Here is a 24,565-nt window from a genome sequence, read left to right as displayed (position 1 = left end):
TCGGTATGCGACAAGCTGCCCAGCGGCTTGCTTTCCGCCGGTTTCACCCCAGCGTGACGCCGCTGTCGGCCAGCAGGCGCGCAAACCCATCGCCTGAAAGATAAGCATGCTCGCGTTCGCGGACGTCGGTCATCGGATCGAGGCCGGTGAGGACATCGTCGACGAAGCCGGGGTGGCACATCACGAGGCCGCCATCGGGGAGGCCTTCCAGAAACTGCCGCATCAGCGCGCCGAAATCGGCCTCGCGCGCAAAATCATAGGCGCCGGCAAAGCCGGGATTGAAGCTGAGGCCGGCGCTGGCGGCGCGGCGGCGGAATTGCGCGCTCAGGATATCGAGCACCATGGCTTTTGGTGAGGCCAGCCGCTGCACGAGCGGCAGGTCGCGCCCGCCCTGGCGGACCCAGGCTTTCGGCGCGGCTTCGCTGACCGCATCGACAAAGCCGTCGCGCACCTGCGGATAGAGCTGCACATGCTGATGGCCGTCGACGAAGTCAGGCGCGCGCCCGAACGCTTCCGCGAACGCCGCCAGCTGCGCCCTGACCTCATTGCGAAAGAATTCGCGGTCGAGCCGGCGTGCAAGGCCGGCGCGCAGCAGTTTCGGGAACGGCATGAACATGTCGCCGTCCAGCGGTCGGAAATGCATGGTGAGCGGCCGGAACGGCGCCGACAAGGTCACGTGCAAGCCGATCGCGCAGCGCGGGCTCGCTTTCGCCGCCGTCTGGAGCGCCTCGATCTCGCCGCGCTCGATCGCCGGTCCCACCATCATCACCGAGGTGGCATTGAGACGGCCGCGTTCGATCAGGTCGCGGATGGCGCGATTGACGCCCGGGCTGATGCCGTAATCGTCGGCGCAGAGCCAGATCCGCCGCAGGCCCGCGGCCGCGCTCATTCGGCGGCCGTCCTCTTCGAGGCGTCGTCGGCCTTCCCGGTCTCGAAATGCTTTTCGCTGTGCTCGGCGACGAAGTAGATCGGGCGCGCCTTCAGCTCGGACAGGATCTTGCCGATATATTCGCCGACGATGCCGATCATGATGAGCTGCACGCCGCCGATGGTCATCAGGCCGATCACGAGCGAGGGATAGCCGGGCACCTGCTTGCCCGTGGTCCAGACTTCCCAGAGGATCGAGAGGCCGAACAGGAAGGCGCCGCCGGCGAGGATGACGCCGAGCAGGCTGGCGAAGCGCAGCGGTGCCACCGAGAACGAGGTCACCCCTTCGATCGAAAGACCGAGCAGGCGCGCGGCGCTGAAGGTCGTCACACCATGGGTGCGCGGCGCGGGCTCGTAATCGACGCGGATTTGGCGGAAGCCGATCCAGCTCGCGAGGCCTTTGAAGAAGCGGTTACGCTCCGGCAGCTGCCTGAGCGCTGCGACCGCGCGCGGCGACAGCAGGCGGAAGTCGCCGGCGTCTTCAGGAATCTTTTGGCGCGCGCCCCAATTGATCAGCGAATAGAACCCGCGCACGGCGACGCGGCGCAGGAAGGGCTCGTTGTCGCGATGCGCCTTGGCGGTATAGACGACGTCATAGCCGTCCTCGATCCAGTGCCGCACCAGCTGCTCGACCAGGGCCGGCGGATGCTGGCCGTCGCCGTCCATGAACATCACGGCGCCGAGCCGGGCATGGTCGAGGCCGGCCATCAGCGCGGCTTCCTTGCCGAAATTCCGCGACAGCGACACCACCTGAACGTCGACCGCGTCGGCCGGCAGCGACCGGGCGATCGAGAGCGTCGCGTCCGCGCTGCCGTCGTCGACATAGACGACTTCGCAACGCAAGCGATAGCGCTGCTGCAAGGTCTTGGCGAGATCGCAGATGCGCTGGTGCAGGGCGGCGAGGCCCGCCGCCTCGTTGTAGACGGGGACGACAATCGACAACCCCTTCGCGGCGGCACTGGCCGCGGTGGTCGTCATGCCGGAAACGTCAGAGCCCAGCGTCATTGATCAAGGTTCCAGAGGCGTCCATGGTTCTCAACAGCATATGGTAGCTGCCGTTTGCTGTCGCTACGCTGAACGGACCTGAGGCTCACTGCCGCAGGAATGCCTCGAGCTTGGCGAACAGCGGGTTCTCCCGGTCGAACACATAGTCGAGCGAAACCACCGAGACGGTCTCGGCGCCATGCTCGCGCAGGAAGCTCGCCAGCGCATAGAGCTGACCCGGCGGACAGTGCAGCGTCAGCATGCCCGACGAGGTCGGCCCTCCGAACGGGGCCTCGACGCCGAAGCGCTCGTGGGCTTCGCCGAGCAGGGCGGCGTCGCATTGCTGGAAGCGGGTGCGGACCTCGCGGTATTTGTTGGCCCGCGCCCTTGCTGCGATGTGATCGAGGATGACGCGCGCGGTCTCCCGCGCCTGCGGCGACCAGTCGGCATCCCTAGAGGCGACCAGATTGGCCTGGCTGCGCAGGATCACGCCGTCGTCGAGCACCCGCAAGCCGTTGGCGGCGAGCGTCGCACCGGTCGTGGTGATGTCGACGATCAGCTCGGCGCTGCCGGCCGCGGGCGCGCCTTCGGTCGCGCCCGCGCTTTCGACGATGCGGTAGTCGGTGATGCCGTGGCTCTGGAAGAAGGTGCGGGTGAGGTTGATGAACTTGGTCGCGACCCGCATCCGCATGTGATGCTGCTCGCGGAAGCCGGTGGTGACGTCGTCGAGGTCGGCCATGGTGCGGACGTCGATCCACGCCTGCGGCACCGCGACGACGACGTCGGCATAGCCGAAGCCGAGCCCGTCGATCAGGGACACGCGCTTGTCGGCATCCGCGATGTTCTCGCGCACCAGGTCTTCGCCGGTGACGCCGAGATGCGCAAAGCCGCGCGACAGTTGCGAAGCAATCTCGCTCGCCGAGAGATAGGCGACCTCGACATTGTCGAGGCCTGCGAGCGTGCCGCGATAGTCGCGCGCACCGCCGGCCTTCGACAGCTTGAGCCCGGCGCGGGCGAAGAACGCCTCGGTGTTTTCCTGCAGGCGGCCCTTGGAGGGAACGGCCAGGACGAATGGCGCGCTCATGACTTAAGCTCCCACCTTGCGGCCGATCCGGGTCAGCGCGTCGACCCAGACCGAGAAGCCGACCGCGGGGATCGGCTCGGCCGATCCGAGCTGGGTCATCAGCCCGTCATAGCGGCCGCCGGCCACCAGCGGCTCGGCGCCGTTGCCCCTGTGATGCAGCTCGAATTCGAAGCCGGTGTAATAGTCGAGGCCGCGTCCGAACGCGGTCGAAAAGCGCGTCTGCTTCACGTCGATGCCGCGCGCGGCCATGAAGCCGACCCGGCTTTCGAACTGGTCGACGGCAGCGCTGAGGTCGAGCTTCGCGTCCGTGGTGAGCGCGCGGAGTTCGGCGACGGCATCGTCGGGATTGCCCGCGATCGACAGGAAGCGCTTGAGCACGGCGATCGCCTCGCGCGGCAGCGCGCCGCCCTTCAGCGTCGACTGCTCCAGGAAACGGTCGGCGATCTCGGCCGTGGTGCGGCCCCCGACATTGGTGGTGCCGGCGATCGACATCAGATCGGTGACGAAGGCGAGCGCAGCCTTGCGGTCGGAGCCGGCGAGCGCGGCCAGCACACCCTCATATTCGCTGCGGGTCGCGGTGGTCGCGGCCGCCAGCTTCTCCAGATCTTTTTCCAGGCTGATCTTGCGGTTGAAATCCTTGACCAGGCGGCGGCGCCACACCGGATAGAGGTCGAGCGCATCGAGCAGGGCGTTGAACAGCGCCACGTCGCCGGTGCGAATCTCGACATCGCGGACACCGAAGGCCGCGGTCGCTTCCAGCGCCAGCGCCAGCATCTCGGCATCGGCCGCAGCGCGGTCCTGGCGGCCGAACGATTCGATGCCGGCCTGAAGAAACTCGCTGGCCTGGCCGCTGCGGTAGCGGAACACCGGGCCGAGATAGCTGAACCCGGCCGGCTGGCCGGCGCGGCTCGAGGTGAGGTAGTCGCGGGCGACGGGAATGGTCAGGTCCGGGCGCAGGCAAAGCTCCTCGCCGGACAGGTCCGTCGTCAGGTACAGGCTCTTGCGGATGTCCTCGCCGGAGAGGTCCAGGAACGGCTCGGCCGGTTGCAGAATCGCGGGCTCGGCCCTGACATAGCCGGCCTGCGCGAACGACAAGAGCAGCGTATCCGCCCAGGCGGCGGAGCCGGCAGCATTTGAGGTGGCAGTCGCGGTCATAACAGGGGTCCATCGTCCCGGTGGAACCGGGCAGGGCGAAAGAAGGGAGGCGAATTGGCGCAGGCCTTAGCATGGCGCGAAAGCGGTTTCGACCTCCAAAGGATCAATCGCTTAACGGCTTTGGAGGCGGGACGCAGCGATCTGTCAGAAGGTATTTTGGGTATTTTAATACCTAGGGCGGGAAGGGCTTGGTTTTCACTCAGTCTGGCCAGGGAGATCTCTGGGCGCATCGCCAAGCGATGCATCGGTCGAGGCGAACGCAAGCCCTGCGGTTTCGGACGCGGCGTGATCTGCGAGCTCCTCGGCAAGCTCGAGAATTCTCTGCCTCCTGCTCGGGTCCCTTATGCCGAGAAATGCCTTGATGAGCCCGAGCTCCTCGCGTCGCCGCCTGTCCGATGCAACATCGTCGTCCATGGCCATGTCGTCCTGCGCGACAGCCTCATTGCCCGTCGCTGATTTTTGTCCGCGCATGCGACTCAATGCAGCAACCGCAAGCTCAACGTCACATTGAGAAATTGAGGAGGACAGGCAAGTCGTCGCATACTCATATTGGGTATGGCGGATGACCCGTTCGCTGCTGCCTTCGCTTACAATGTGAATGTTGGTTTCGATTCATGCGCAATGCATCAGACGCTATCCGGACGGTCTCGCGGCACACGCTGGCCTATATGCTGTTTTCGATCAGCGAGCTGTTCCGGCACTACGACGAATTCGATCCGCTGGACCTACTGATCGTTCATGCGATTCTCAACGCGAACGTCATCAATGTGATGAACGATCCGTCGCTGGACGAGAGATTCTCCAGCATTCACGCGGTCGAGCCGGATGCGATCAAGCAAGGGGTGTCCCGCGCGGCGCTCTCTCGCTTCCTCAGCCTGCCGCTCGAGACGGTTCGCCGTCGCGTGACGGGACTTAAGAGACGAAAGATTCTCGCCGAAACCAAGGCCGGGCTCATCGTGACCGAGCAGAACGCATTCAGGTTTGGAAACAATCACGAACTGCAGAAGACTAATATGCTGCTGCTCACAAAACTGCTTCGCGATCTCAAGCGCGCCGGCATCAACGGGCCGGATGATCTGCGTGCCCCCAAGGGCGCTGCATCGACAAGGAAGGCGAAGTAAGCGGCAGGATATGGATCAAAGCCTTCTCGATACTGCTCGCGATGGAACGCAAAGAACAGCATTAGACGGCTTGCTGTCGTTCCAGGGTCTCAAGCCATCCGCGGCTCTCGAGCTCCGATCGTACGACATCGATCATTTCGGAGAGAGTGAGAGATATGTCGGCGCATCCAGCATGCCGCTGTCGGCCGGGGCGACTGCAATCAAGCGTGCCCAGCTCAGCCTGCCGGTCCTGACGCTGTCTCTGGTGAAGACCTTCCCGCGGATCATCCGCGGTTATGATCTGGCGCACGCCATCGCGGTGGCGGTGCCGATGGACCATGTGACCTCCACCCGCATCAACGGGCAATCAATTGGCAGCTCCATACTCGTTCTCAAGGGGAGATCCGATTGCCTGGTCTATGAGCCGGCGGGGCGTTTGTGGGCTGTCGCCTATTTCAGCCCGCCCGAGCGCGAGCCCTGGTCTCAGCTGGATGACGGCTATCATTTGCTGAGTCCGGCATCGGAAGTACTTGCCTCCCTGCATGGCTCGATTTCCACGACGCTTGAAACCGCGGCACATGATCCAGACTTCCTGAACGAGCCGACGTCGCGAACGGCGGTCGAACAATCCCTGTTCGCCGCAATGGATGCTGCCATTCGGTCCAACGTGAAGCGCGGGCCCATGCACTCCACGACGGACAGCTATCAGCGGATCGTCGCAGAGATGGAACGATTGATCCGCCACGATCTCGCGATCTGGCACAAAACGACCGAACTGGCAGAGCGGGTGGGCGTGTCCGTTCGGACCCTCCAGAGTGCGACGCAGGCCATCTGCGGCATGAGCCCTCATCGCTACAGCCGGGTCTTGCGCCTCTGGTCGGTACGAAAGCAGCTGCGCACCGGCCCGGCTCGTCGCAGTGTGAAGGCCTGCGCAATCGGCCATGGCTTCTGGCATCTGAGCGAGTTCGCAGCGAGCTACAGGGCGGCTTTCGGAGAGCTGCCGTCCGAGACCCTGCATCGGTCGAAGCGAGAGGTCATCTGAAGCGCGAACCTGTAGAGCCGCCGCGCGCGAATCGACGTTAGGTTCGCTTGGTTAGGTGCCGTCCCAATCGCCCAGCACTGCCTGCACCAGCGCCAGCGCCGCCACCGCGGCCGTGTCGGCCCGCATGATCCGGGGTCCCAGCGCCAGCCGCAGGATTTTCGGCTGCCGCAGCAGCAGGGCGCGCTCTTCTTCGGCAAAGCCGCCTTCGGGGCCGATCAGCGCGTCGATGCCAATTCTGCCTTGGTCATGTCCGGCTTCGCGCGCGTCTTGCAGGCTCTGAATGGGGTTTTGGACCTCCGCCGCCTCATCGCAGAAGATGAGCAGCCGGTCGGCAGGGCGCTGACTGAGATACCGGTCCAGCGGCACCGGCTCGGCGACCGTGGCGATGCTGAGGATGCCGCATTGCTCGGCGGCCTCGACGACATTGGCGCGCATCCGCTCGGTGTTGACCCGCGAGGCCTGGGTGAAGCGGGTCAGGACCGGCTGAAGCGTGGCAGCGCCCATTTCGACGGCCTTCTGGACCATGTAGTCCAGCCGGGCATGCTTGAGCGGGGCAAAGACGTAGGTGAGGTCGGCGAGCCGGTCCTGCGGCCGGGCCTGCTGGAGGATGACGAGGCCGTCCGGCCGCTTGCGGCCTTCGATCGCGGCCTGCCACTCGCCGTCGCGGCCATTGAACGCCAAAACCTCGGCCCCGGCGGCCAGCCGCAGCACATTGCCGAGATAATTGCTCTGGTCGCGGTCGAGCGGAACCCTGGCGTCCTGGGCAAGGGGGACATCGACAAACAGGCGGGGGGCGCGAAAATCGTGGGAGGGCATCGTTCAAAGGTCCAATTTGCCGCCGTTATTAACCGAAAGCCGCCATTTCGGGGGTAAATATTGCCGAATCGGTGCGTCGGCGCGCCGCGCTCTTGCCCTATTCGACGGGTTGTTAAGGGCCGGCGGGAATCGTAAAATCGCGAGCACGCTGGTTGCGCTTCAATTGGGAAGACGCCAAGCCCCGTAAGCTCCTGCCGGAGAGACTGCCTTGATGATCCGTCATTTGATGGTTCCGATCACTGCCGCCATGGTCACCTTGGGCGCCGCGGGTGCCCACGCGCAGGGCTTCCCTGCGCCGCTGCCTGGCCAAGCCCCAACCAGTTCCGCGTTTCCGCCCGTGAACGGCTCGGCGCCGAGCGCTTCGGTCGGTGCAGCGCCCCAAGGATCGTTTCCCGTCAACGGCGCCGCGCCCGTCGGTGGCGCAGGTGCCTTCAGCGCCGCCCCGCCGACGCAAGGCGGTCCCGGCGAGGACTGCATGAAAACCTTCATGCCGCTGCGCGAGGAAGCCGAGAAGCGCGGCAAGCTGATCAAGGCCGCGAGTGATCGTCACGCCGCGCCGGAAGAAGCCTGCAAGCTGATCCGCAATTTCAGCCAGGCTGAGACCAAGATGATCAAGTACATCGAGGCCAACGCCTCGAAGTGCGGGATTCCGGCGCAGGTCAGCGCGCAGATGAAGGACGGCCACAAGAACACCGAGGCCATGGCGACGAAGGTCTGCAACGTCGCGCAGCAGATGCAGAACCAGCCGCGCGGTCCGGCCGGTCCGTCGCTGAGCGAGGTGTTGGGTTCTGGCTCGGCGCCTGAGGCCAATGCCGGCAAGAAGGGTGGCAGCACCTTCGACACGCTCAACGGCAACGTCCTCACCCGATGAGTGACACATCCGCCCGCGTTGCCGATTCCACCGGCAACTGGGTCGATACGCTCGCGCCGCAATGGGCGCGGCCTTATTTGCGCCTGTCGCGCTTCGATCGTCCGATCGGCTCCTGGCTCCTGTTGATGCCGTGCTGGTGGTCGGCGGCGCTCGCGGCGGGCATGGCGCATGATGTCCGCGGCCTGCCGCTCACCATCGTGCTGTTCTTCATCGGCGCCTTCGTCATGCGCGGAGCAGGCTGCACCTGGAACGACATCACCGACCGCGATCTCGACGACAAGGTCGAGCGCACCCGCTCGCGGCCGCTGCCGTCGGGCCAGGTGACCACGAAGCAGGCGCTGGCCTTCATGGTCGCGCAGGCACTGACCGGTCTCGTGGTGCTGCTGCAATTCAACCGCTTCGCGGTCCTAACCGGCATTGCCTCGCTTTTGATCGTCGCGATCTATCCCTTCATGAAGCGCATCACCTGGTGGCCGCAGATCGTGCTCGGCCTCGCCTTCTCCTGGGGCGCGCTGATGGGATTTGCCGTCACCTTTGGTCGCATCGAATTGACCGCGCTGGTGCTCTATGCGGGATCGATTTCGTGGGTGATCGGCTATGACACGATCTATGCGCACCAGGACGCCGAGGACGACGCGCTGATCGGCATCAAGTCCACCGCGCGGCTGTTCGGCGCGCACACGCACCAGGCGCTGATCCTGTTCTACGGGCTTGCGGTGATGCTGATCGGCGTCGCGCTGGCCTCAGGCGATGCGCGCTGGCCGGCCTGGCTCGGGCTTGCGGCGTTCGCCGTGCATCTGGCCTCGCAGATCGTGCGGCTGGATATCAGCGACCCCTTGCTCTGCAAGCGCCTGTTCTTCTCGAACAAGTATGCGGGCTTCCTGCTGTTTGCGGGATTGCTGGTCGACGCGGTGATGCGGGCGGCGTAGCCCGTAGGGTGGACAAAGGCGCTCTTGCGCCGTGCCCGCCATCTTCCCGGGATTGAGATAAAAAAGGTGGGCACGCTTTCGCTTTGCCCACCCTACGGCACTGTGCGTGCCGTTCAATTCCTTGCGATGATCTCGCGTTCGCCCTGATGAACCGACAGCTCGCGCGTCATGGCGGTGCGCCGGCGCATCAAAAATTTCGGACGGCGGGCGCGGATCGCGTTGGCGCGGCGACGGCGCGGCGTGGGCTTGCGGGCACCTTCGTCGAGCTGCGGAAGCGCGAATAGCTCGCTCCAGATCGCCCAGGCCTCGGCGAGTTCGTCGCCATCGGTGCTGACCAGCAGCGGAACGGACAGCGAGGGATCGCGATGCACGAGGACGAGGGTCTGCGCCTCGTCATTGCCGCGCAACGCAACGCCGATGAAGTCGCTGACGCGGACGTTGATCGCCATCTGCATGCCGCGGACGGCACGGCGCAGCACGACACGCTCGCGATGAAGCTCGATCTGTCTGGTGTATCCGTCGGCGCGCGGATCGTGCGCATCGAAGCGGACCGGAAGGGAAAGAGGGTCGAGCCGCAAGCTGCGGCCCGACCCGGCGGGAGCGATCCCGCTTGTTGCTGTTTGACGCCTCACGGCTTTAGTTCTCCCCGCCGGGATTATGTTCCCGGTCGATGCGAGGACCTTAGCGCGCGCCGTTCCGAAACCACTTAAAAAGGCTGGTTAATCCAGCGTCACCGCCGCTCATGATTGACAAGACCTTGGCACGCATGATTGACGAGACGTTGCGCCGGACTTGCGAATCTGAGCTTTTTGCGGGCTGAAAACGCTTGAAGTCCGTACCAATTGGGCACATCTGGTGTTCAGGGCCGGTATCGCCCCGAAACCTCCCGCCGCAACAGGATTTCGTTTGTGAACCCTTCACCAAGCTCGACGCTTTCGCCCCAGGATTCGTCCAAAGCCAATCGCGACCTGTTCGATCAGACCGCGCTCTCCGATCTCGCGCAGCGGCTAGTCGAGGCGGCCAAGCGCGCCGGTGCGGATGCGGCCGATGCGGTCGCCGTGCGCGGCGTCTCGCAGGGCGTCGAGGTGCGTGACGGGCGCGTCGAGGAATCGGAACGCTCCGAGGGTGACGATGTCGGCCTGCGCGTGCTGGTCGGCCAGCGCCAGGCGGTGGTCTCGACCAACGACGTCAGCGGCGATGCCGTGACCAAGCTTGCCGAGCGCGCGGTGGCGATGGCGCGCGTCGCGCCCGACGACAAATATGTCGGCCTCGCCGATCCGGCGCTGCTCGCGCGCGACTTCCCCGATCTCGATCTGCTCGATCCCGACGTGCCCGCGACCTCCGAGCTCGAGCGCCGCGCGCTCGAAGCCGAGGCTGCCGCGCTCGCCGTGAAGGGGGTGACCAAGTCCGGCGGCGCCTCCGCCTCCGCCGGCATGGGCGGCATGGTGCTCGTCACCAGCACCGGCTTCCATGGTTCTTATTTGCGTTCCAGCCAGGGCATTTCGGCGACCGCGATATCGGGCGAAGGCACCGGCATGGAGCGTGACTACGACTTCACCTCGGCGCCGCACGGCGCCGATCTCCTGTCGCCGGAAGTCGTCGGCCGTTCCGCCGGCGAGCGTACCGTGGCGCGTTCCAATCCGCGCAAGGTCGAGACCTGCAAGGTGCCGGTCGTGTTCGATCCGCGCGTTGCGGGCTCGCTGGTCGGCCACGTCGTCGGTGCCATCAACGGCGCCTCGATCGCACGGAAGACCAGCTTCCTGAAGGACAAGCTCGGCCAGCAGCTGTTCGCAAAAAACATCCGCATCATCGACGATCCCCTGCGCAAGCGCGGCCTGCGCTCGCAGACGTTTGACGCCGAAGGCGTCGCGGTGAAGAAGATCGCGCTGATCGACGAGGGCGTGCTGACGACCTGGCTGCTCGACTGCGCGACCGCGCGCGAGCTCGGCCTCACTACCACCGGCCACGCCCATCGCGGCGTCTCGTCCTCGCCGTCGCCGGGACCGTACAATCTGCATCTCGAACCGGGCACGCCGACGCCGGCCGAACTGATCGCCGACATCAAGCAGGGCTTCTACGTCACCGACCTGATCGGCTCCGGCGTCAACGGCGTCACCGGCGATTACAGCCGCGGCGCCTCCGGCTTCTGGATCGAGAATGGCGAGCTGACCTATCCCGTCAGCGAGGTGACGATCGCGGGCCATCTGTTCGAGATCTTCAAATCGATGCAGCCGGCGAACAATCTCGAGTTCCGCTACGGCATCAATGCGCCGACGGTGCGCATCGAGGGTTTGACGCTTGGCGGACGCTGACGCGCATGCAACGGACGAAACCATCCTGACGCGCGACGCGGCGCTGCTGCAGGACGCGGTGCGGGAGGCAGGCAGCCTCGCGCAGTCGATGTTCCGCACCGAATTGAGGAAGTGGACCAAGGGCGCGTCCTCGCCGGTGTCGGAAGCCGACATTGCCGTCAACGATTTGCTCGAAGCGCGCCTGCGCTCGGCGACGCCCGATTATGGCTGGCTGTCCGAGGAGAGCGCCGACGACGAGGTGCGGCTGTCGCGGCGGCGGACCTGGGTGGTCGATCCCATCGACGGCACCCGCAATTATCTCGGCGGCCATGAAGAATGGTGCGTCAGCGTCGCGCTGGTCGAGGATGCCTCGCCGGTGCTGGCTGCGGTGTTCGCGCCCGCGACCGACGAGTTCTTCTTCGCGGCCCGCGGGCAGGGCACGACGCTCAACGGCAAAGCCGTGCGGGCGGCGTCCGGATCCGCGCTCGACTTCTCCCGCGTCGCCGGGCCGAAGCCGATGGTCGAGCGGCTCAATACGGCCGGCGGCGACATCAAGCTGCATCCGCGAATCGGTTCGCTCGCGCTGCGCCTGTGCCGGGTCGCCGATGGCGTGCTGGATGCGGCTTTTGCCGGGGGCAACAGCCATGATTGGGACCTTGCGGCGGCCGATTTGATCGTGCAGGAAGCGGATGGTAGGATGAGCGACCTCTCCGGAGATCCCATCCTCTATAACCGCCGGGAAGTCACGCACGGGGTGCTGGTGGCAGCGGGTCGCGATCGTCATGCGGGCATCGTCGCGCATTTTCGAAATCGGCCCTTGCCCTGAGTGCGTCCGCCGTGCTTCTCGAACACTGCTTTGCCGGGCAGCCCGTTAGGAACAGAACCCATGCCAGATAGTGCCCCGCAACAATTGCTGCATCTCGTCATCGGCGGCGAATTGCTCGATCTCGAGCACAACACCTTCAAGAACCTCGACGACGTCGAGATCGTCGGCCTCTATCCGAACTACGCGTCCGCTCACGTCGCCTGGCGCGCCAAGGCGCAGAGCACGGTCGACAACGCGCAGATGCGCTACTTCATCGTCCATCTCCATCGGCTGCTCGACCCGAATCAAGAACCGGCACGTTGAAAAAACTGCTTCGCAATACGCTGCGAAGCAGCTGGCTTCAGCGTGCCGTCGGGGTTCTGGCGGCCGAATATCTGCGTCTGGTCTGGCGGACCAACAAATTCACGTTCGATCCGCCTGACGTCTATGACATCGTCGAGCCGCAGATCCCCGCGATCTTCGCCTTCTGGCACGGCCAGCATTTCCTCACGCCCTTCATCAGGAATAAGGACTCCTACCGGGCCAAGGTCCTGATCTCGCGGCATCGCGACGGCGAGTTCAACGCGATCGCCGTCGAGCGGCTCGGCATCGGCCTCATCCGTGGTTCCGGTGACCACGGCGGCGCCTTCCACCGCAAGGGCGGGGTGGGCGCGTTCAGGGAAATGGTGCACACGCTCCAGGACGGTTGTAATGTCGCGCTGACCGCCGATGTCCCCAAACGCTCGCGCGTGGCCGGGCTCGGCATCATCATGCTGGCACGGGAATCGGGGCGGCCGATCATGCCTTTCGCGATGGCGACCAGCCGCTTCATCCGGCTCAAGAACTGGGACCGCACCACCATCAACCTGCCGTTCGGGCGGGGCGCATTGGTCGGGATCAAGGAAATCCACGTGCCGCCGGATGCCGACGCCGCCACCATGGAAGCGCTGCGGCTGGAGCTGGAAGAGACCTTGAACGAGGCGACCCGCCGCGCCTATGCGCAACTCGGCCGTCCGGGGCCCCAAGATGGCTAATTCGCTGCCGATAACGCTGCGGATGTACCGGCGCCTGGCCTCGGGCCTGGTGCCGCTTGCGCCGGCGCTGATCAAGCGGCGGCTGAAGCAGGGCAAGGAGGATCCCGCGCGCGTCGGCGAGCGGCGGGGCCTGTCCCGGGACGTGCGTCCGCACGGCCCCCTGGTCTGGATTCACGGCGCCAGCGTCGGCGAGGTGCTCGCCGCAGCCGCGCTGATCGAGCGCCTGCGCGACCTCAATCTTCGCATCCTGCTCACCTCGGGCACCGTCACCTCCGCCGCCGTCGTCGCAAAGCGGTTTCCGCCCGACGTCATCCATCAATACGTGCCGTATGATTCCCCGCGCTATGTCGCGCGCTTCCTCGATCACTGGAAGCCCTCGCTGGCGCTGTTCATCGAATCCGATTTGTGGCCGAACCTGATCCTGGCGGGCGCCGCACGCCGCCTGCCGATGGTGCTGATCAACGGGCGGATGTCGCCGCGCTCCTTCCCGCGCTGGCGGCGGATGTACGGCACCATCTCGGCGCTGCTGTCGCGGTTCGACATTTGCCTGGCGCAATCGAAGACCGATGCGGAGCGCTTCTCCGCGCTCGGCGGCCGCGACGTGGTCACCACGGGCAATCTCAAGCTCGACGTGGCCGCGCCGCCGGCCGATCCCGCCAAGCTCGAGCGGCTGATGGCGATGACGCGCGGCCGCCCGATCATCGTCGCGGCCTCGACCCATCCGGGCGAGGACGAGATGCTGGTCGCGGCGCATCGCAGCCTCGTCGGTTTCTTCCCGCAGCTTCTGACCGTGATCGTGCCACGGCATCCGGATCGCGGCACCTCGATTGCCGGCTTGATCACGGCGTCGGGCCTGAAGCCGGCGTTGCGCTCGCGCGAGGAATTGCCGACGGCCGCGACCGACGTCTATGTCGCCGACACCATGGGCGAGCTCGGCCTGTTCTACCGCCTCTCGCCGGTCGTGTTCATGGGCGGATCGCTGATCCGCCATGGCGGCCAGAATCCGATCGAGGCGATCAAGCTCGGCGCTGCGATCGTCCATGGTCCGCACGTCTTCAACTTCGCCGATGTCTACGAGGCGCTTGATAGCAGCGGCGGCGCGCGCCAGGCCGACACGCAGGAGACGCTGGTCAAGCAGCTCGGCCAGCTGCTGGCCGATCCCACGGTGCGCGACGGGATGCAGCGCGCAGGCTCAGGCGTGGTCGAGGATCTCGGCGGCGCGCTCAATCGCACGATGACGGCGCTCGAGCCTTATCTCCTGCAGCTCACCATCGAGATGGGGGCCGCCAATGCGTGAGCCGGCCTTCTGGTACCGGCCGCGTTCCTTCAAGTCTCATGCGTTACGGCCGTTGGGCTTGCTCTATGGCGCGATCACCGAACGGCGCATGCTGCGCCAGGGCTTTGACGCCGGCATCCCCGTGATCTGCGTCGGCAACTACCATGTCGGCGGCGCCGGCAAGACGCCGACCGTGCTCGCATTGACGAAGCTGTTGCGCGAGCTCGGCGAGACGCCGGTGGTGCTCAGCCGCGGTTATGGCGGGCGCCTCAAGGGTCCGGTCATGGTCGACCGCGAGCGCCACACCGCTTCCGACATCGGCGACGAGCCGTTGATGATGGTGCGCGACGTTCCTGTCGTGGTCGCGCACGACCGTCTCGAAGGCGTTGCGCTCGCGAAGTCGCGGGGCGCGACCGTGATCCTGATGGACGACGGTTTCCAGAACCCGCGCCTGCTGAAGGACGCCTCCCTGATCGTGATCGACAGCGAGCGCGGCCTCGGCAACGGCAAGGTGTTTCCGGCCGGTCCCTTGCGCGCGCCGCTGAAGGCGCAGCTCGCGCGCACCGATGCGCTGGTGCTGATCGGCAATGGCCATGCCGCCAACGATGTCGCGGCGGAGCTTGCGAAGCGCAACAAGCCGGAGCTGCGCGCGCGCCTGAAGCCGGATGCGGCCTCGGTCGCGCAACTCCTCGGCAAACGAGTCTTTGCGTTCGCCGGCATCGGCGATCCCGCGCGTTTCTTCCGCAGCTTGCGCGCCTGCGGCATCGAGGTCGCGCGCACGCGCCCCTTCGCCGATCACCACATGTTTTCGCAGAACGAGATCGCGGCGCTCGCAGCGGAGGCGCAGCGCGAGCAACTCACGCTGGTGACGACGGAAAAGGATCTTGCGCGCCTCCGCGGCCGCGAAGGCGTCCCCGACGGCATCGTGCCGTTCGCGGTGCAGCTCGAATTCGATGATCCGGCAGCGCTCCGGCAATTGATCAGCGATCATCTCTACAAGGCGCGCGAGCGGCGGTTCGGCAGGCGATGATTTCTTGATGATTTCTTGATGATTTCTTGGCGTGGGCAAAGCGCTCCGCCGTAGCCCAACACCGCGCGCCTTGCGATATGCGACATGTCGCGGCGGATGAATTGTCTTCCGCACGTTCGGGAGTTGATGTAGCCTCGCATGAGAGCCGTCACCGGGACGTGCCGAACTCCCGGCAATCATCGGCGGCGTTTATGCCCACGGCGGGCAACGTACCATCATCATTTCAGATGCGAGACCGTTACGATCAGTTCGGAACGGCCGGAGAGTTATTGCCAAAAGCTCAGAGGAGAACATGCCATGCATTTTTGCCTCACTGGACAATATACACCACGCGCTCTCAACGCCATTTTGGAAAACCCCACGATCAATCGCCAGGAGGCGGCGACAAAACTCATTGAAGCGGCCGGCGGCAAGCTGATTTCGATGTACAGCGTTGCTGCCGACGGTCCGGGCGTTTTGGTGATTTTCGATGTGCCTGATCCGAGCACGGCTCCGGCCATCTCCGGTCTGACCGTCACGGTGGGCACCCTGCAGAACGTGAAACTGACCCGGCTGTTCACGCAGGACGAGATCAAGCAGGTCCGCCAGAACGCGGCGAAGCTGCGCTCTTCGTATAGTCCGCCCGGAGGCTGACATCCGGATCTCAAGCGATGCCGCCGCAATCGTATCAGGCGGCGGCAACGCTTACCTCACAGCAAAAAGCAGGTCTGCGCGCTGAGGCGAGGCGAAGGCCTTCCGGCGTCCATCGACGGACGATGCGGGAGGGCGCGTGCTGTGTCCGGCGCCACAGGTCCGACTGAACGTGCTTGCCAGCGGACCCGTTCAGGGCGTGCAATCCCGGCTCAGCCCTCAGTCCCCTCACCAGGCTCCAACAGCCATCATTCCGATGATGGTCAGGCACGAGACGCAGGCCACCATGACAGTATAGCATTCGGGTGTATTCATCGCTTGCTCCCAAACTGCCGCCAATTGCTTGGTCACTGCTACGCGGGAGAGTTCGCCGGTCTCGGGCCGCTTCAATGCGGCACGCCGCGACCGGTCTTGCGTTGTGCGTCCGCCCTCTCATCGTCACCCTGATCCGCAAGATGATGATGCGCTTCGGAAGCTTCAGAGCGTTGAGCTATGATCAGAAGCTGTTTCCGCATTTCAGCGAGGCGGGCGCGGCAATATTCACGATAGAGCATGTCTAGTATGGTGGGCATGATCACCCCCATCGTTGACTTTCGATTTACAAAGTATCCACCGCGAATTTTCGAGGTGATCGTAGCCCGTCAGATGGCTCTTCCGATGTGAGCCCGTTCACAGACTGCGCCAATTCCAAAGCTCAATGGTCGTTTGGTTGACTTGATGGTCTGTGCGACAAAGCAGCAGGGCTAATTACCTAACGCGCACTCTAGCAGCGCTCTGTTTCACCAGAACTTCGTCAAACAACTTAAGGGCGCCGAACCGCAGCGAAAAATCCAACCACAGCGCGAAGTGACTTACCACGGAGTGCAAGCGCAATTCGTTGCAACGCGGATCGGCGCGACGGAGATCATTTCGGCGGCGAGGCGCGCAGTTCAGGTGCGCGCGAACATCGTCTCCATCCTCCTGCTGCGCGATAAGCTGTGCCGCTCATGCGGCGCCGGCAGGACAGCTACCCTTTGCTCACCCTGTAGCGGCCCGCCATTCAGGCGACATTCTTCGCCAGACGCCTATCGGTTCCAGACGATCAGGAGAATCCGATGAAACTGCCATCTGCAGCCGTCGCTGCCAGTCTTCTGTGTCTGATCATGGCGCCCGTGTTTGCGCAGACGCCGCCGACGACGGCTCCCGCTGCTCCAACCAGCACGGTGCCAGTCCCCGCGACCAAGCGCGTCACGTGCCTTGCGACGACGCAAAGCCTGAAGGGCCAGGACAAGCGCGATCAGATGCAGCTCTGCATGGCGCAGGCACGGGTCGATTGTCTGAAGCAGGCGATCGATCAGAAAGTGGTCGGTGAGACCAGGAAGACTTTCATCAAGACCTGTGTGGGCGCGGATGGTCCCGAGCCGCAATAGCCGCGCGATGCCACGAACTCGGTATCGTTGGGTGGGCAAGGCGAATTGTCCGCCGAAGCTGAGCGAGCGAAGGCGGAAGCGTGCCTACATTGTTCGTTGCGGTCGTGAAGAGATGGCGGGCACGGCGCGAGGCGCCTTTGCCCACCCTACGGCTGCGGCTTCAGCGCGCCGGGGAAATGCCGCTGCAGCACGGCGGCGGGCGTGGCGTAGGCCTCTTGCAGATCCACGCTCCAGTACTTCAATTCGTCGAGCGGAATCCGCGTGTCGGTGATCGCGCAACGGACGAAGGTCCCCGGCGAGATCACGCGGAAATCGCCGTCGAGATATTGCACCTGCGCTTCGCCATGGCCCGAGGGGCCGAACTTGTTCAGCACGGTCGAAAGTCTCCGTGGAAGGCCTCTCCGTGGAAAACCCTGGAGGGCACGATGTGTTGCACCGAATTTAGCATAGATAGGGTGGCTTGTCCGCCCGGTAAACCCACCGGTTTGTGATGTTTTGCCGCCGTTTCCGCATGATAGTGCTTCGCGCGAGGGATGGCCGGTTCCGGCATCTTCCACGGCAGAATCCGATGCGCCTTCGACTGACCGCCCTGTTCATGATGCTGCTGATGTCGGCCGCGCACGCCGCGCCGGCGCCGCAGCAGGTCGACATTCCGCTGTCGTCCGGAATCCTGCATGGGCAGCTCTACAAGCCCGATGGCGAGGGGCCGTTTCCGACCGTGATCGCGCTGCATGGCTGCGGCGGCCTCGGCAATCATTCAGAATCGGTGCTGCCGCGCTATCGCGACTGGGCGCTGCAACTGCTGAAGGCCGGCAACGCCGTTCTGCTGCCCGACAGCTACGGCTCGCGCGAGCTCGGGCCGCAATGCCGCGTCAAGGAGATGCACGTCAAGGCGCGGCGCGAGCGCGTCGCCGACATCGCGGCCTCGCGCGCCTGGCTGGTGAAGCAGAGTTGGGTCGCGCGCGACCGCGTCAGCCTGATCGGCTGGGCCAATGGTGCCAGCGCGCTGCTCTGGGCCGTGCGTCCGCAGAGCGCCGCGCGCGAAGCCGGGCCGGATTTTCGCGCGGCGATCGCGTTCTATCCGGATTGCCGGATCTCCGCCGGCCTCGGCTGGAGCGCGCGGGTGCCGACCCTGGTGCTGATCGGCGCCAATGACGACGTCTCGTCGCCGCCGGCCTGCCGCCAGATGGTCGACGGCGCGCGCGGCCGCAGCGCGCTCACGCGCATCGTGGTCTATCCCGGCGCCTATCACGATTTCGACCGCGCCAATACGCCGCTGCACGCAGCTGCCGGCACCACCGACGCCGCCGCGCCCGAGCACGGCCATCTCGGCACGGACGCAGAGGCGCGCGCGGAGTCGCAGAAGGAAGTCGCGGAGTGGCTGGCGCGGTGAGGGCGGTCCTGTAGCCCGGATGGAGCGGGCTTGTCCCGCCGTAGCTCGATAGAGCGAAGGCGGAAGCGGGGCCGCCCGAGGAACAACGTTAGGCGGACAGCCCCGCATCGACCACCGCCCTGCACGGAGTATGGCCGACCGTGAATCTACGTATCGCGTGTCGCGGCGGTTTCAGCAGGTGACGGCGCCTTAGTTCGACCACGATGTCGATTAAACGCAGTCCTCATGCGCAACCGCTTCGTCCTGTTCTCATCCGCACTGATCGTCTTCACCGTCGCGATCTTCCTGTTCGAAGCCCACGCCGGCGCGCCGATGATCGCGCCGGAACATTGCGGCTTCTGGACCACGATCGACGCGGGATTGTCCTGCCGGTAGGCGGGCTGCGCTCGCAATGACGAGGTTGTGGCGACACGCGTCCCACACTGGCTGTCATCGCCCGGCTTGACCGGGCGATCCAGTACTCCGAGACGTTAGTGATTGAGCCGAGAAGCCGCGGCGTACTGGATTCCCCGCATTCGCGGGGAATGACACTGAGGGCGGAACGCCGCCGTAGCGCTCAGAACAACGTGCCCTGATCCACCGGCTTGCCCGCGCGCTTCGGCGCAGGTTTTGCGTCTTGCGCGGCCGGCTTTGCTTGCGCCGGCGCACGCTTTGCCGTCGGCGCCGGGCGATCCGCATCCGCCGTCGCGCCGACACGGCCGTCCGCAAACTCGATCTCGAGGCGTGCGCCGGGACCAATCGCGTCGGCCGAATGCAAGGGATGGCCGGCCTCGTCCCGTACCAGAGCAAAGCCGCGCGCGAGCACGCCGCGATACGACAAGGCCGAGAGCAGCTTGCCGCTGTTCTCGATGCGGGCATCCAGCCGCTGTAACAGCGTGACAAGCGCGCGGTTGGCGCGCTCGGCCAGACGATGCGTGCGCTCGCGCTGGCGGGCAATTGCGTTGCGCTGCGCCTGCGCATTCGAAAGTTTCGAGGCGCGCAAGCGCACCTCCAGCCCGGCAAAACGGTCGCGCCGTTGCCGCAGCAGCGAGCGCGCGGACAGGCCGAGCCGCTCGCCGCACACGGTGAGGCGGTGATCGGCCTGCGAAATCTGCCCGTGCAGCACCCGCAGCGTCAGCTTTGCGCTCGCCGCGGTAAACCGGCGGAAATGCGCGTGCGTGTTGGCCTTGAGGCCGCGGGGTAGCGACGCGCCCGCTGAATCCAGCCGTTGCCGCGGGATCGCGAGCAGATCGCCCGCCGCGGGCAGGGCGCGCGCGGCGGCGCGCAGCTCGCTGCGGCGGCTCTCATGGGCACGCTGCCAATAGGCGCGGGTGCGCCGCGCGAGATCGGCGACCTCGACGAACAGATCGCTGCGCACCGGCACCGCCATCTCGGCCGCTGCCGTCGGCGTCGGCGCGCGCTTGTCGGCGACGAAGTCGATCAGCGTGATGTCGGTCTCGTGCCCGACCGCCGAGATCAGCGGGATCATGCTCTCGGCTGCCGCCCGCACCACGATCTCCTCGTTGAACGACCAGAGGTCCTCCAGCGAGCCGCCGCCGCGTGCCACGATCAGCACATCGGGCCGCGGAATCTTGCCGCCCTCGGGCAGCGCGTTGAAGCCGCGGATCGCGGCTGCGACCTGCTCGGCCGAGCCTTCACCCTGCACCTTGACCGGCCACACCAGTACGTGGCGGGGAAAGCGGTCCTCGAGCCGATGCAGGATGTCACGGATGACGGCGCCGGTCGGCGAGGTCACCACGCCGATCACCTCCGGCAGCCAGGGCAGCAACTGCTTGCGCGCCTCGTCGAACAGGCCCTCGGCGGCGAGCTTCTTCTTGCGCTCCTCCATCAGCGCCATCAGCGCGCCGATGCCGGCCGGCTCCAGCGCCTCGATCACGATCTGGTACTTCGAGGAGCCCGGATAAGTGGTGAGCTTGCCGGTGGCGATGACCTCGAGCCCTTCCTGGGGCTTGAAGCGCATCCGGCCGTGCACGCCCTTCCAGATCACCGCCTCGATCTTGGCGCTCTCGTCCTTGAGCGCGAAATAGCAGTGGCCGGAGGAGTGGGCGCCGCGGAAGCCGGAGATCTCGCCACGGACCCGGACATGGCCAAAGGCGTCCTCGACCGTCCGCTTCAGGGACTGCGAGAGCTCGGAGACGGTGAATTCGGGGGCGTTGAGCAGTGGTTCCGCAGGCGGCATCGGCAAACGATTCGGCATTTTGGGGTCAGACCCGACGTTAAGGATTTTCGCCGCGCGGCGCCAATCCTGGGATTGATATGGAGAGTACTCTGTAATATAGAGTTCTCTATAAATGATCAGTTCGAGGGAGTTTGCGATGGCGATGCGGCTGCTGCGGGGTTCTCTAAGCCTGTTGAAATGGGGCCTGTGCGCGGTTGGCGCAGTCGCGCTGCTGCTCACCGCCCTGATCGCGACGCCGCTGGAGCGGCCTGCGGAGATGCGCTCGGTCTCGGACTCCGCCAAGGGGATCGACTGGTCTACGCTGCCACCGCTCGAGCGCTTTCAGGCCCGCGATGGCACCTGGCTTGGCTTCCGGCACTACGCGCCGAAGGGGACGGCCACCGACCGCGGCGCCATCTTCATCCATGGATCGTCCGGTTCCTCCGGCACCGTGAACCATGCCCTGACGGCAGCATTCGCCGCGCACGGCGTCGAGACCTGGGCACTCGATACGCGCGGCCACGGCGCCTCCGGCACGCGCGGTGATATCGGCTATGTCGGCCAGCTCGAGGACGATCTGGTCGACTTCGTCGCCCATGTCCGCAAGAGCGCGCCCGATTTGCCACTGACCTTGATCGGTCATTCCGCCGGCGCCGGCTTCTCGTTGCGTGTTGCCGCGACGCCGATCATGCAGGACCTGTTCGTCCGCACTGTCCTGATCGCGCCCTATCTCGGCTACGACGCGCCGACCAACAAACCGCACGCCGGCGGTTGGGCCAATGCTGACCTTCCGCGCTACTTCGGGCTGGCGGCGCTGCGCAAGCTCGGCATCGACTGTTGTTCGCAGCTTCCAGTGCTGGCCTTCGCCGTGCCGGCGAATTCGGCCAAGTACCTCACCTCTACCTATTCCGACCGCCTGATGCGCAACTTTGCGACACGCGGTTATCGCCTCGATCTGCCCGGGGTGACACACCCGATGACGATTTTCGGCGGCGCCGACGATGAGATGATGATCTCGGACAAATATGCCGAGACCGTGCGGGCGGTGAAGCCGTCGATCGACGTCAAGATGATCGACGGCGTCAATCACATGGGCATGGTCACCAACCCGAAGGCGGTCAATGCAATCGCCGAGGACGTGGCAACGCGCGGAGCAGGCCAGTCATGATCGACAGCAAGGAGGCGTCTGCAGCGCTGGCCGACATCGACGACATCGTCCAGCGCGTGAAGCAATCGCAGCTCTACGAGCTCGCAAGCCTCGCCGCAGTCTGGTGGGGAGTCCTGGTATTCGCAGGCAATCTCGTGACCTGGCTCTGGCCGGTCTACGCGGTCCACGCCTGGGTTGCCGTGGACGTTCTGGGCGTCGGTGGTCTGGTCGGAATCCGGTTGCTCAATCCATCGCCCCGTCCGCATGGTGCCGCCTTCGATGTCAGGCTCGTTCTGGTCTTCGTGCTGTTCTTCGCCTTCGGCTATCTCTGCACCAACGTCGTCGGCCATTTCGGCCCACGCCAGCTCGGCGCGTTCTGGCCGCTCTACTTCATGCTGTTCTATACGCTGGCGGGTCTCTGGTTCGGCTACGCCTTCGTCGCGATCGGTCTTGGCATCGCTGCACTGACGTTGTTCGGCTTCTTCTACATCGGCGAGGCGTTCCCGCTCTGGATGGCCTTTGTCAACGGTGGCGGACTGATCCTCGGCGGCCTCTGGATGCGGCGGATCTAGCCAATGGCCGAGCTCGACGACATCATCCATCAGCCGTTGCGCCTCAAGATCATGGCGGCGCTGAACGCGCTGCCGGTCTCCGCTGGCCTGGAGTTCTCGCGATTGAAAAAGCTCACCGGCGCCACCGACGGCAATCTCGGCGCACATATCGAGACGCTGGCGAAGGCGGGCTACGTCTCGGTAGACAAGGCCTTCGTCGGCAAGAAGCCGCAGACCACAGTAACCGCCACCGCCGTCGGCCGCGGCGCCTTCGCGCGGCATGTGGCGACGTTGCAGGAGATCATTGCGGGGAGGCAGGTTTAGCGGCGATTGTCGTCCTCGGGCGTTCCCCTCTCTCCGCCGTCATTCCGGGGCGCGCCCCCTTGGGCGCGAGCCCGGAATCCATACTCACGATGGTGGTTATGGATTCCGGGCTCGCGGCTTCGCCACGCCCCCGGAATGACGGGGAGTGTGGGCGTTTCCCCTTGAGACCCGCCGCGATTCGTGCGACCTCCGCCCCAGCAAAACCCCTCATTTCGAGCCTTCGATGCACATTCTCCTGCTCGGTTCCGGCGGCCGCGAACATGCCCTGGCGTGGAAAATCGCAGCCTCCCCCCTGGTGACCAAATTCTGGTGCGCGCCCGGCAATGCCGGCATCGCGCGGGAGGCGGAATGCGTGGCGCTCGATGTCGCCGACCATGCCGCGGTGATCGATTTCTGCAAGACGAATGCGGTCGAGCTCGTGGTGGTCGGCCCGGAGACGCCGCTGGCCGCCGGCATCGTCGACGACCTCACCGCCGCCGGCATCAAGGCGTTCGGGCCGAGCGGGGTGGCGGCGCAGCTCGAGAGCTCCAAGGGCTTCACCAAGGCGCTGTGCACCGAATTCGGCATTCCGACCGGCGCCTACAAGCGCTTCACCAACGCCAATGATGCGCGTGCTTACGTCCAGAGCCAGGGTGCGCCGATCGTGGTCAAGGCCGACGGCCTTGCCGCCGGCAAGGGCGTCGTGGTCGCCAAGACCGTGCGCGAGGCCGAGGACGCCATCGCCATGATGTTCGAGGGCGCCTTTGGCGATGCCGGCGCCGAGGTCGTGATCGAGGAATTTCTGCCGGGCCGCGAGATCAGCTTCTTCGCGCTGTGCGACGGCGAGACCGCCATCCCTCTCGCTTCCGCGCAGGACCACAAGCGGGTGTTCGACCACGATCTCGGCCCGAACACCGGCGGCATGGGCGCCTATTCGCCGACGCCTTTGGTCACGCCCGCGATCCACGACGCGATCATGGCCAAGATCATCCTGCCGACGGTTGCCGGCATGAAGCAGCGCGGCACGCCGTTCCGCGGCATCCTCTATGCCGGGATCATGCTGACGACGCAGGGCCCAAAGCTGTTCGAGTTCAACGTCCGCTTCGGCGATCCCGAGTGCCAGGTGCTGATGCTGCGCATGATGTCCGACATCGTGCCGGCGTTCATCGCCGCCTGCGACGGGGAGCTTAAGCACTTCGATCTGCGCTGGTATCCGGAATCCGCGCTCACGGTGGTGATGGCGGCCAAGGGCTATCCCGGCGACTACCAGAAGGGCACGCGCATCGAGGGGCTCGATGACGCAGCCAAGGTCGACACCGCCGAGATCTTCCATGCGGGCACGGTCGAGAAGGACGGCGCGATCCTCGCCAATGGCGGCCGCGTGCTCAATGTCTGCGCGCTCGGCAAGACCGTGACGGAAGCGCAGGCGCGTGCCTATCAGGCCGTCGACCGCATCAACTGGCCGGAAGGCTTCTGCCGCCGCGACATCGGCTGGCAGGCGGTGGAAGCCGAGAAGGCCCGGGGCTGACAGGCTTTTTTCCGGACTGCGCGCACGCCGGCATCAAGATTGCCGCGTGCCACCGCTCCGCCACATCGACATTCCAAAATTGCGCAATCGCCTGTTGGGGTT

The 24,565-nt window shown here is 65.4% G+C and carries 27 protein-coding genes; 18 read left to right on the top strand and 9 right to left on the bottom strand.

Annotated features, from left to right (window positions below; all coding sequences use genetic code 11):
* Window positions 1–43: 43 nt before the first annotated feature.
* The 5 genes from AB7290_RS37560 to AB7290_RS37540 form a co-directional block, all read right to left on the bottom strand.
* On the bottom strand, window positions 44–889 hold the full coding sequence (locus tag AB7290_RS37560) for a ChbG/HpnK family deacetylase (protein ID WP_085403374.1): 846 nt from the start codon (window positions 887–889) through the stop codon (window positions 44–46).
* A complete protein-coding gene (locus AB7290_RS37555) occupies window positions 886–1,932 on the bottom strand; it encodes a glycosyltransferase family 2 protein (RefSeq protein WP_063985621.1) in 1,047 nt (348 codons plus the stop codon). The genes AB7290_RS37560 and AB7290_RS37555 overlap by 4 nt, the downstream gene beginning before the upstream one ends.
* 85 nt (window positions 1,933–2,017) lie before the next feature.
* The gene (gene hisG, locus AB7290_RS37550) at window positions 2,018–2,995 is read right to left on the bottom strand and encodes an ATP phosphoribosyltransferase (protein ID WP_028153072.1); all 978 of its coding nucleotides are present in this window, start codon (window positions 2,993–2,995) and stop codon (window positions 2,018–2,020) included.
* Window positions 2,996–2,998: 3 nt separating this feature from the next.
* Window positions 2,999–4,150 (bottom strand): ATP phosphoribosyltransferase regulatory subunit, encoded by a 1,152-nt coding sequence (locus AB7290_RS37545; protein ID WP_028157923.1) that lies wholly within the window; start codon window positions 4,148–4,150, stop codon window positions 2,999–3,001.
* Window positions 4,151–4,345: 195 nt separating this feature from the next.
* Window positions 4,346–4,570, bottom strand: coding sequence for a hypothetical protein (locus AB7290_RS37540; protein WP_085403436.1), 225 nt, complete (start codon window positions 4,568–4,570; stop codon window positions 4,346–4,348).
* A gap of 248 nt (window positions 4,571–4,818) precedes the next feature.
* Here AB7290_RS37540 and AB7290_RS37535 point away from each other — a divergent pair, with 248 nt between their 5' ends.
* Both AB7290_RS37535 and AB7290_RS37530 read left to right on the top strand, forming a co-directional pair.
* Window positions 4,819–5,271: a hypothetical protein gene (locus AB7290_RS37535; protein WP_223153845.1), complete on the top strand. Its 453-nt coding sequence runs from the start codon at window positions 4,819–4,821 to the stop codon at window positions 5,269–5,271.
* A 10-nt stretch (window positions 5,272–5,281) separates the two neighbouring features.
* Window positions 5,282–6,292, top strand: a complete 1,011-nt coding sequence (locus tag AB7290_RS37530; RefSeq protein ID WP_135214808.1) for a helix-turn-helix domain-containing protein — start codon at window positions 5,282–5,284, stop codon at window positions 6,290–6,292.
* 51 nt (window positions 6,293–6,343) lie between these two features.
* On the opposite strand, the gene AB7290_RS37525 is transcribed toward AB7290_RS37530, so the two are convergent.
* Complete coding sequence (locus tag AB7290_RS37525; protein ID WP_085403371.1) at window positions 6,344–7,108, bottom strand: 16S rRNA (uracil(1498)-N(3))-methyltransferase; 765 nt, start codon at window positions 7,106–7,108, stop codon at window positions 6,344–6,346.
* A 211-nt stretch (window positions 7,109–7,319) separates the two neighbouring features.
* Between AB7290_RS37525 and AB7290_RS37520 the strand changes: the two genes are divergently transcribed.
* Together AB7290_RS37520 and ubiA are read left to right on the top strand one after the other, a co-directional pair.
* On the top strand, window positions 7,320–7,979 hold the full coding sequence (locus AB7290_RS37520; protein WP_085403370.1) for a hypothetical protein: 660 nt from the start codon (window positions 7,320–7,322) through the stop codon (window positions 7,977–7,979).
* On the top strand, window positions 7,976–8,908 hold the full coding sequence (gene ubiA / locus AB7290_RS37515) for a 4-hydroxybenzoate octaprenyltransferase (RefSeq protein ID WP_063985616.1): 933 nt from the start codon (window positions 7,976–7,978) through the stop codon (window positions 8,906–8,908). Before AB7290_RS37520 ends, ubiA begins: the two co-directional genes overlap by 4 nt.
* A gap of 113 nt (window positions 8,909–9,021) precedes the next feature.
* Here ubiA and AB7290_RS37510 read toward each other — a convergent pair whose 3' ends face one another.
* Window positions 9,022–9,540, bottom strand: a complete 519-nt coding sequence (locus AB7290_RS37510; protein WP_071909513.1) for a DUF6101 family protein — start codon at window positions 9,538–9,540, stop codon at window positions 9,022–9,024.
* Window positions 9,541–9,816: 276 nt separating this feature from the next.
* Between AB7290_RS37510 and AB7290_RS37505 the strand changes: the two genes are divergently transcribed.
* The 8 genes from AB7290_RS37505 (at window position 9,817) to AB7290_RS37470 (ending at window position 17,383) form a co-directional block, all read left to right on the top strand.
* Window positions 9,817–11,220: a TldD/PmbA family protein gene (locus tag AB7290_RS37505; protein WP_071909514.1), complete on the top strand. Its 1,404-nt coding sequence runs from the start codon at window positions 9,817–9,819 to the stop codon at window positions 11,218–11,220.
* Window positions 11,207–12,025: a 3'(2'),5'-bisphosphate nucleotidase CysQ gene (locus AB7290_RS37500; protein ID WP_085403368.1), complete on the top strand. Its 819-nt coding sequence runs from the start codon at window positions 11,207–11,209 to the stop codon at window positions 12,023–12,025. The genes AB7290_RS37505 and AB7290_RS37500 overlap by 14 nt, the downstream gene beginning before the upstream one ends.
* A gap of 60 nt (window positions 12,026–12,085) precedes the next feature.
* Window positions 12,086–12,328 (top strand): DUF4170 domain-containing protein, encoded by a 243-nt coding sequence (locus tag AB7290_RS37495; protein WP_014491932.1) that lies wholly within the window; start codon window positions 12,086–12,088, stop codon window positions 12,326–12,328.
* Window positions 12,325–13,038, top strand: coding sequence for a lysophospholipid acyltransferase family protein (locus AB7290_RS37490; protein ID WP_085403367.1), 714 nt, complete (start codon window positions 12,325–12,327; stop codon window positions 13,036–13,038). The genes AB7290_RS37495 and AB7290_RS37490 overlap by 4 nt, the downstream gene beginning before the upstream one ends.
* Window positions 13,001–14,335, top strand: a complete 1,335-nt coding sequence (locus AB7290_RS37485) for a 3-deoxy-D-manno-octulosonic acid transferase (RefSeq protein WP_085403366.1) — start codon at window positions 13,001–13,003, stop codon at window positions 14,333–14,335. The genes AB7290_RS37490 and AB7290_RS37485 overlap by 38 nt, the downstream gene beginning before the upstream one ends.
* Window positions 14,328–15,344 (top strand): tetraacyldisaccharide 4'-kinase, encoded by a 1,017-nt coding sequence (lpxK, locus tag AB7290_RS37480; protein WP_071909517.1) that lies wholly within the window; start codon window positions 14,328–14,330, stop codon window positions 15,342–15,344. The genes AB7290_RS37485 and lpxK overlap by 8 nt, the downstream gene beginning before the upstream one ends.
* Window positions 15,345–15,641: 297 nt before the next feature.
* A complete protein-coding gene (locus tag AB7290_RS37475) occupies window positions 15,642–15,977 on the top strand; it encodes a GYD domain-containing protein (RefSeq protein ID WP_063985608.1) in 336 nt (111 codons plus the stop codon).
* A gap of 1,091 nt (window positions 15,978–17,068) precedes the next feature.
* Window positions 17,069–17,383, top strand: coding sequence for a hypothetical protein (locus tag AB7290_RS37470; protein WP_085403365.1), 315 nt, complete (start codon window positions 17,069–17,071; stop codon window positions 17,381–17,383).
* Window positions 17,384–17,529: 146 nt separating this feature from the next.
* Here the strand turns inward: AB7290_RS37470 and AB7290_RS37465 are convergent, their stop codons facing one another.
* Complete coding sequence (locus tag AB7290_RS37465; protein ID WP_014491939.1) at window positions 17,530–17,757, bottom strand: DUF2093 domain-containing protein; 228 nt, start codon at window positions 17,755–17,757, stop codon at window positions 17,530–17,532.
* Between the two features lie 194 nt (window positions 17,758–17,951).
* Here AB7290_RS37465 and AB7290_RS37460 point away from each other — a divergent pair, with 194 nt between their 5' ends.
* Window positions 17,952–18,776, top strand: coding sequence for a dienelactone hydrolase family protein (locus tag AB7290_RS37460; RefSeq protein ID WP_085403364.1), 825 nt, complete (start codon window positions 17,952–17,954; stop codon window positions 18,774–18,776).
* Window positions 18,777–19,001: 225 nt separating this feature from the next.
* Window positions 19,002–19,151 (top strand): hypothetical protein, encoded by a 150-nt coding sequence (locus AB7290_RS37455; protein ID WP_008130160.1) that lies wholly within the window; start codon window positions 19,002–19,004, stop codon window positions 19,149–19,151.
* A 181-nt stretch (window positions 19,152–19,332) separates the two neighbouring features.
* Here AB7290_RS37455 and xseA read toward each other — a convergent pair whose 3' ends face one another.
* Entirely contained in the window at window positions 19,333–20,955 is a 1,623-nt protein-coding gene (gene xseA, locus AB7290_RS37450) for an exodeoxyribonuclease VII large subunit (RefSeq protein WP_085403363.1), read from the bottom strand.
* A 136-nt stretch (window positions 20,956–21,091) separates the two neighbouring features.
* On the opposite strand from xseA, the gene AB7290_RS37445 reads away from it, so the two are divergent.
* From AB7290_RS37445 to purD, 4 genes are all read left to right on the top strand, one after another.
* Window positions 21,092–22,102, top strand: coding sequence for an alpha/beta hydrolase (locus AB7290_RS37445; RefSeq protein ID WP_085403362.1), 1,011 nt, complete (start codon window positions 21,092–21,094; stop codon window positions 22,100–22,102).
* Window positions 22,099–22,653 carry a hypothetical protein gene (locus AB7290_RS37440; RefSeq protein ID WP_135214809.1) on the top strand — a complete coding sequence of 185 codons (555 nt, stop codon included), beginning with the start codon at window positions 22,099–22,101 and terminating at the stop codon, window positions 22,651–22,653. Before AB7290_RS37445 ends, AB7290_RS37440 begins: the two co-directional genes overlap by 4 nt.
* A gap of 3 nt (window positions 22,654–22,656) precedes the next feature.
* Window positions 22,657–22,956, top strand: coding sequence for a winged helix-turn-helix domain-containing protein (locus AB7290_RS37435; RefSeq protein ID WP_085403360.1), 300 nt, complete (start codon window positions 22,657–22,659; stop codon window positions 22,954–22,956).
* A 223-nt stretch (window positions 22,957–23,179) separates the two neighbouring features.
* Window positions 23,180–24,463, top strand: a complete 1,284-nt coding sequence (gene purD, locus AB7290_RS37430; RefSeq protein WP_085403359.1) for a phosphoribosylamine--glycine ligase — start codon at window positions 23,180–23,182, stop codon at window positions 24,461–24,463.
* Window positions 24,464–24,565: the final 102 nt, after the last annotated feature.

It is taken from the genome of Bradyrhizobium sp. 613_E4_N2_2, from assembly GCF_052075995.1.
Classification (GTDB): domain Bacteria; phylum Pseudomonadota; class Alphaproteobacteria; order Rhizobiales; family Xanthobacteraceae; genus Bradyrhizobium; species Bradyrhizobium barranii.
The sequence above is the reverse complement of the archived record's forward strand: the minus strand, read 5'-3'. Positions and strand labels throughout refer to the sequence as shown.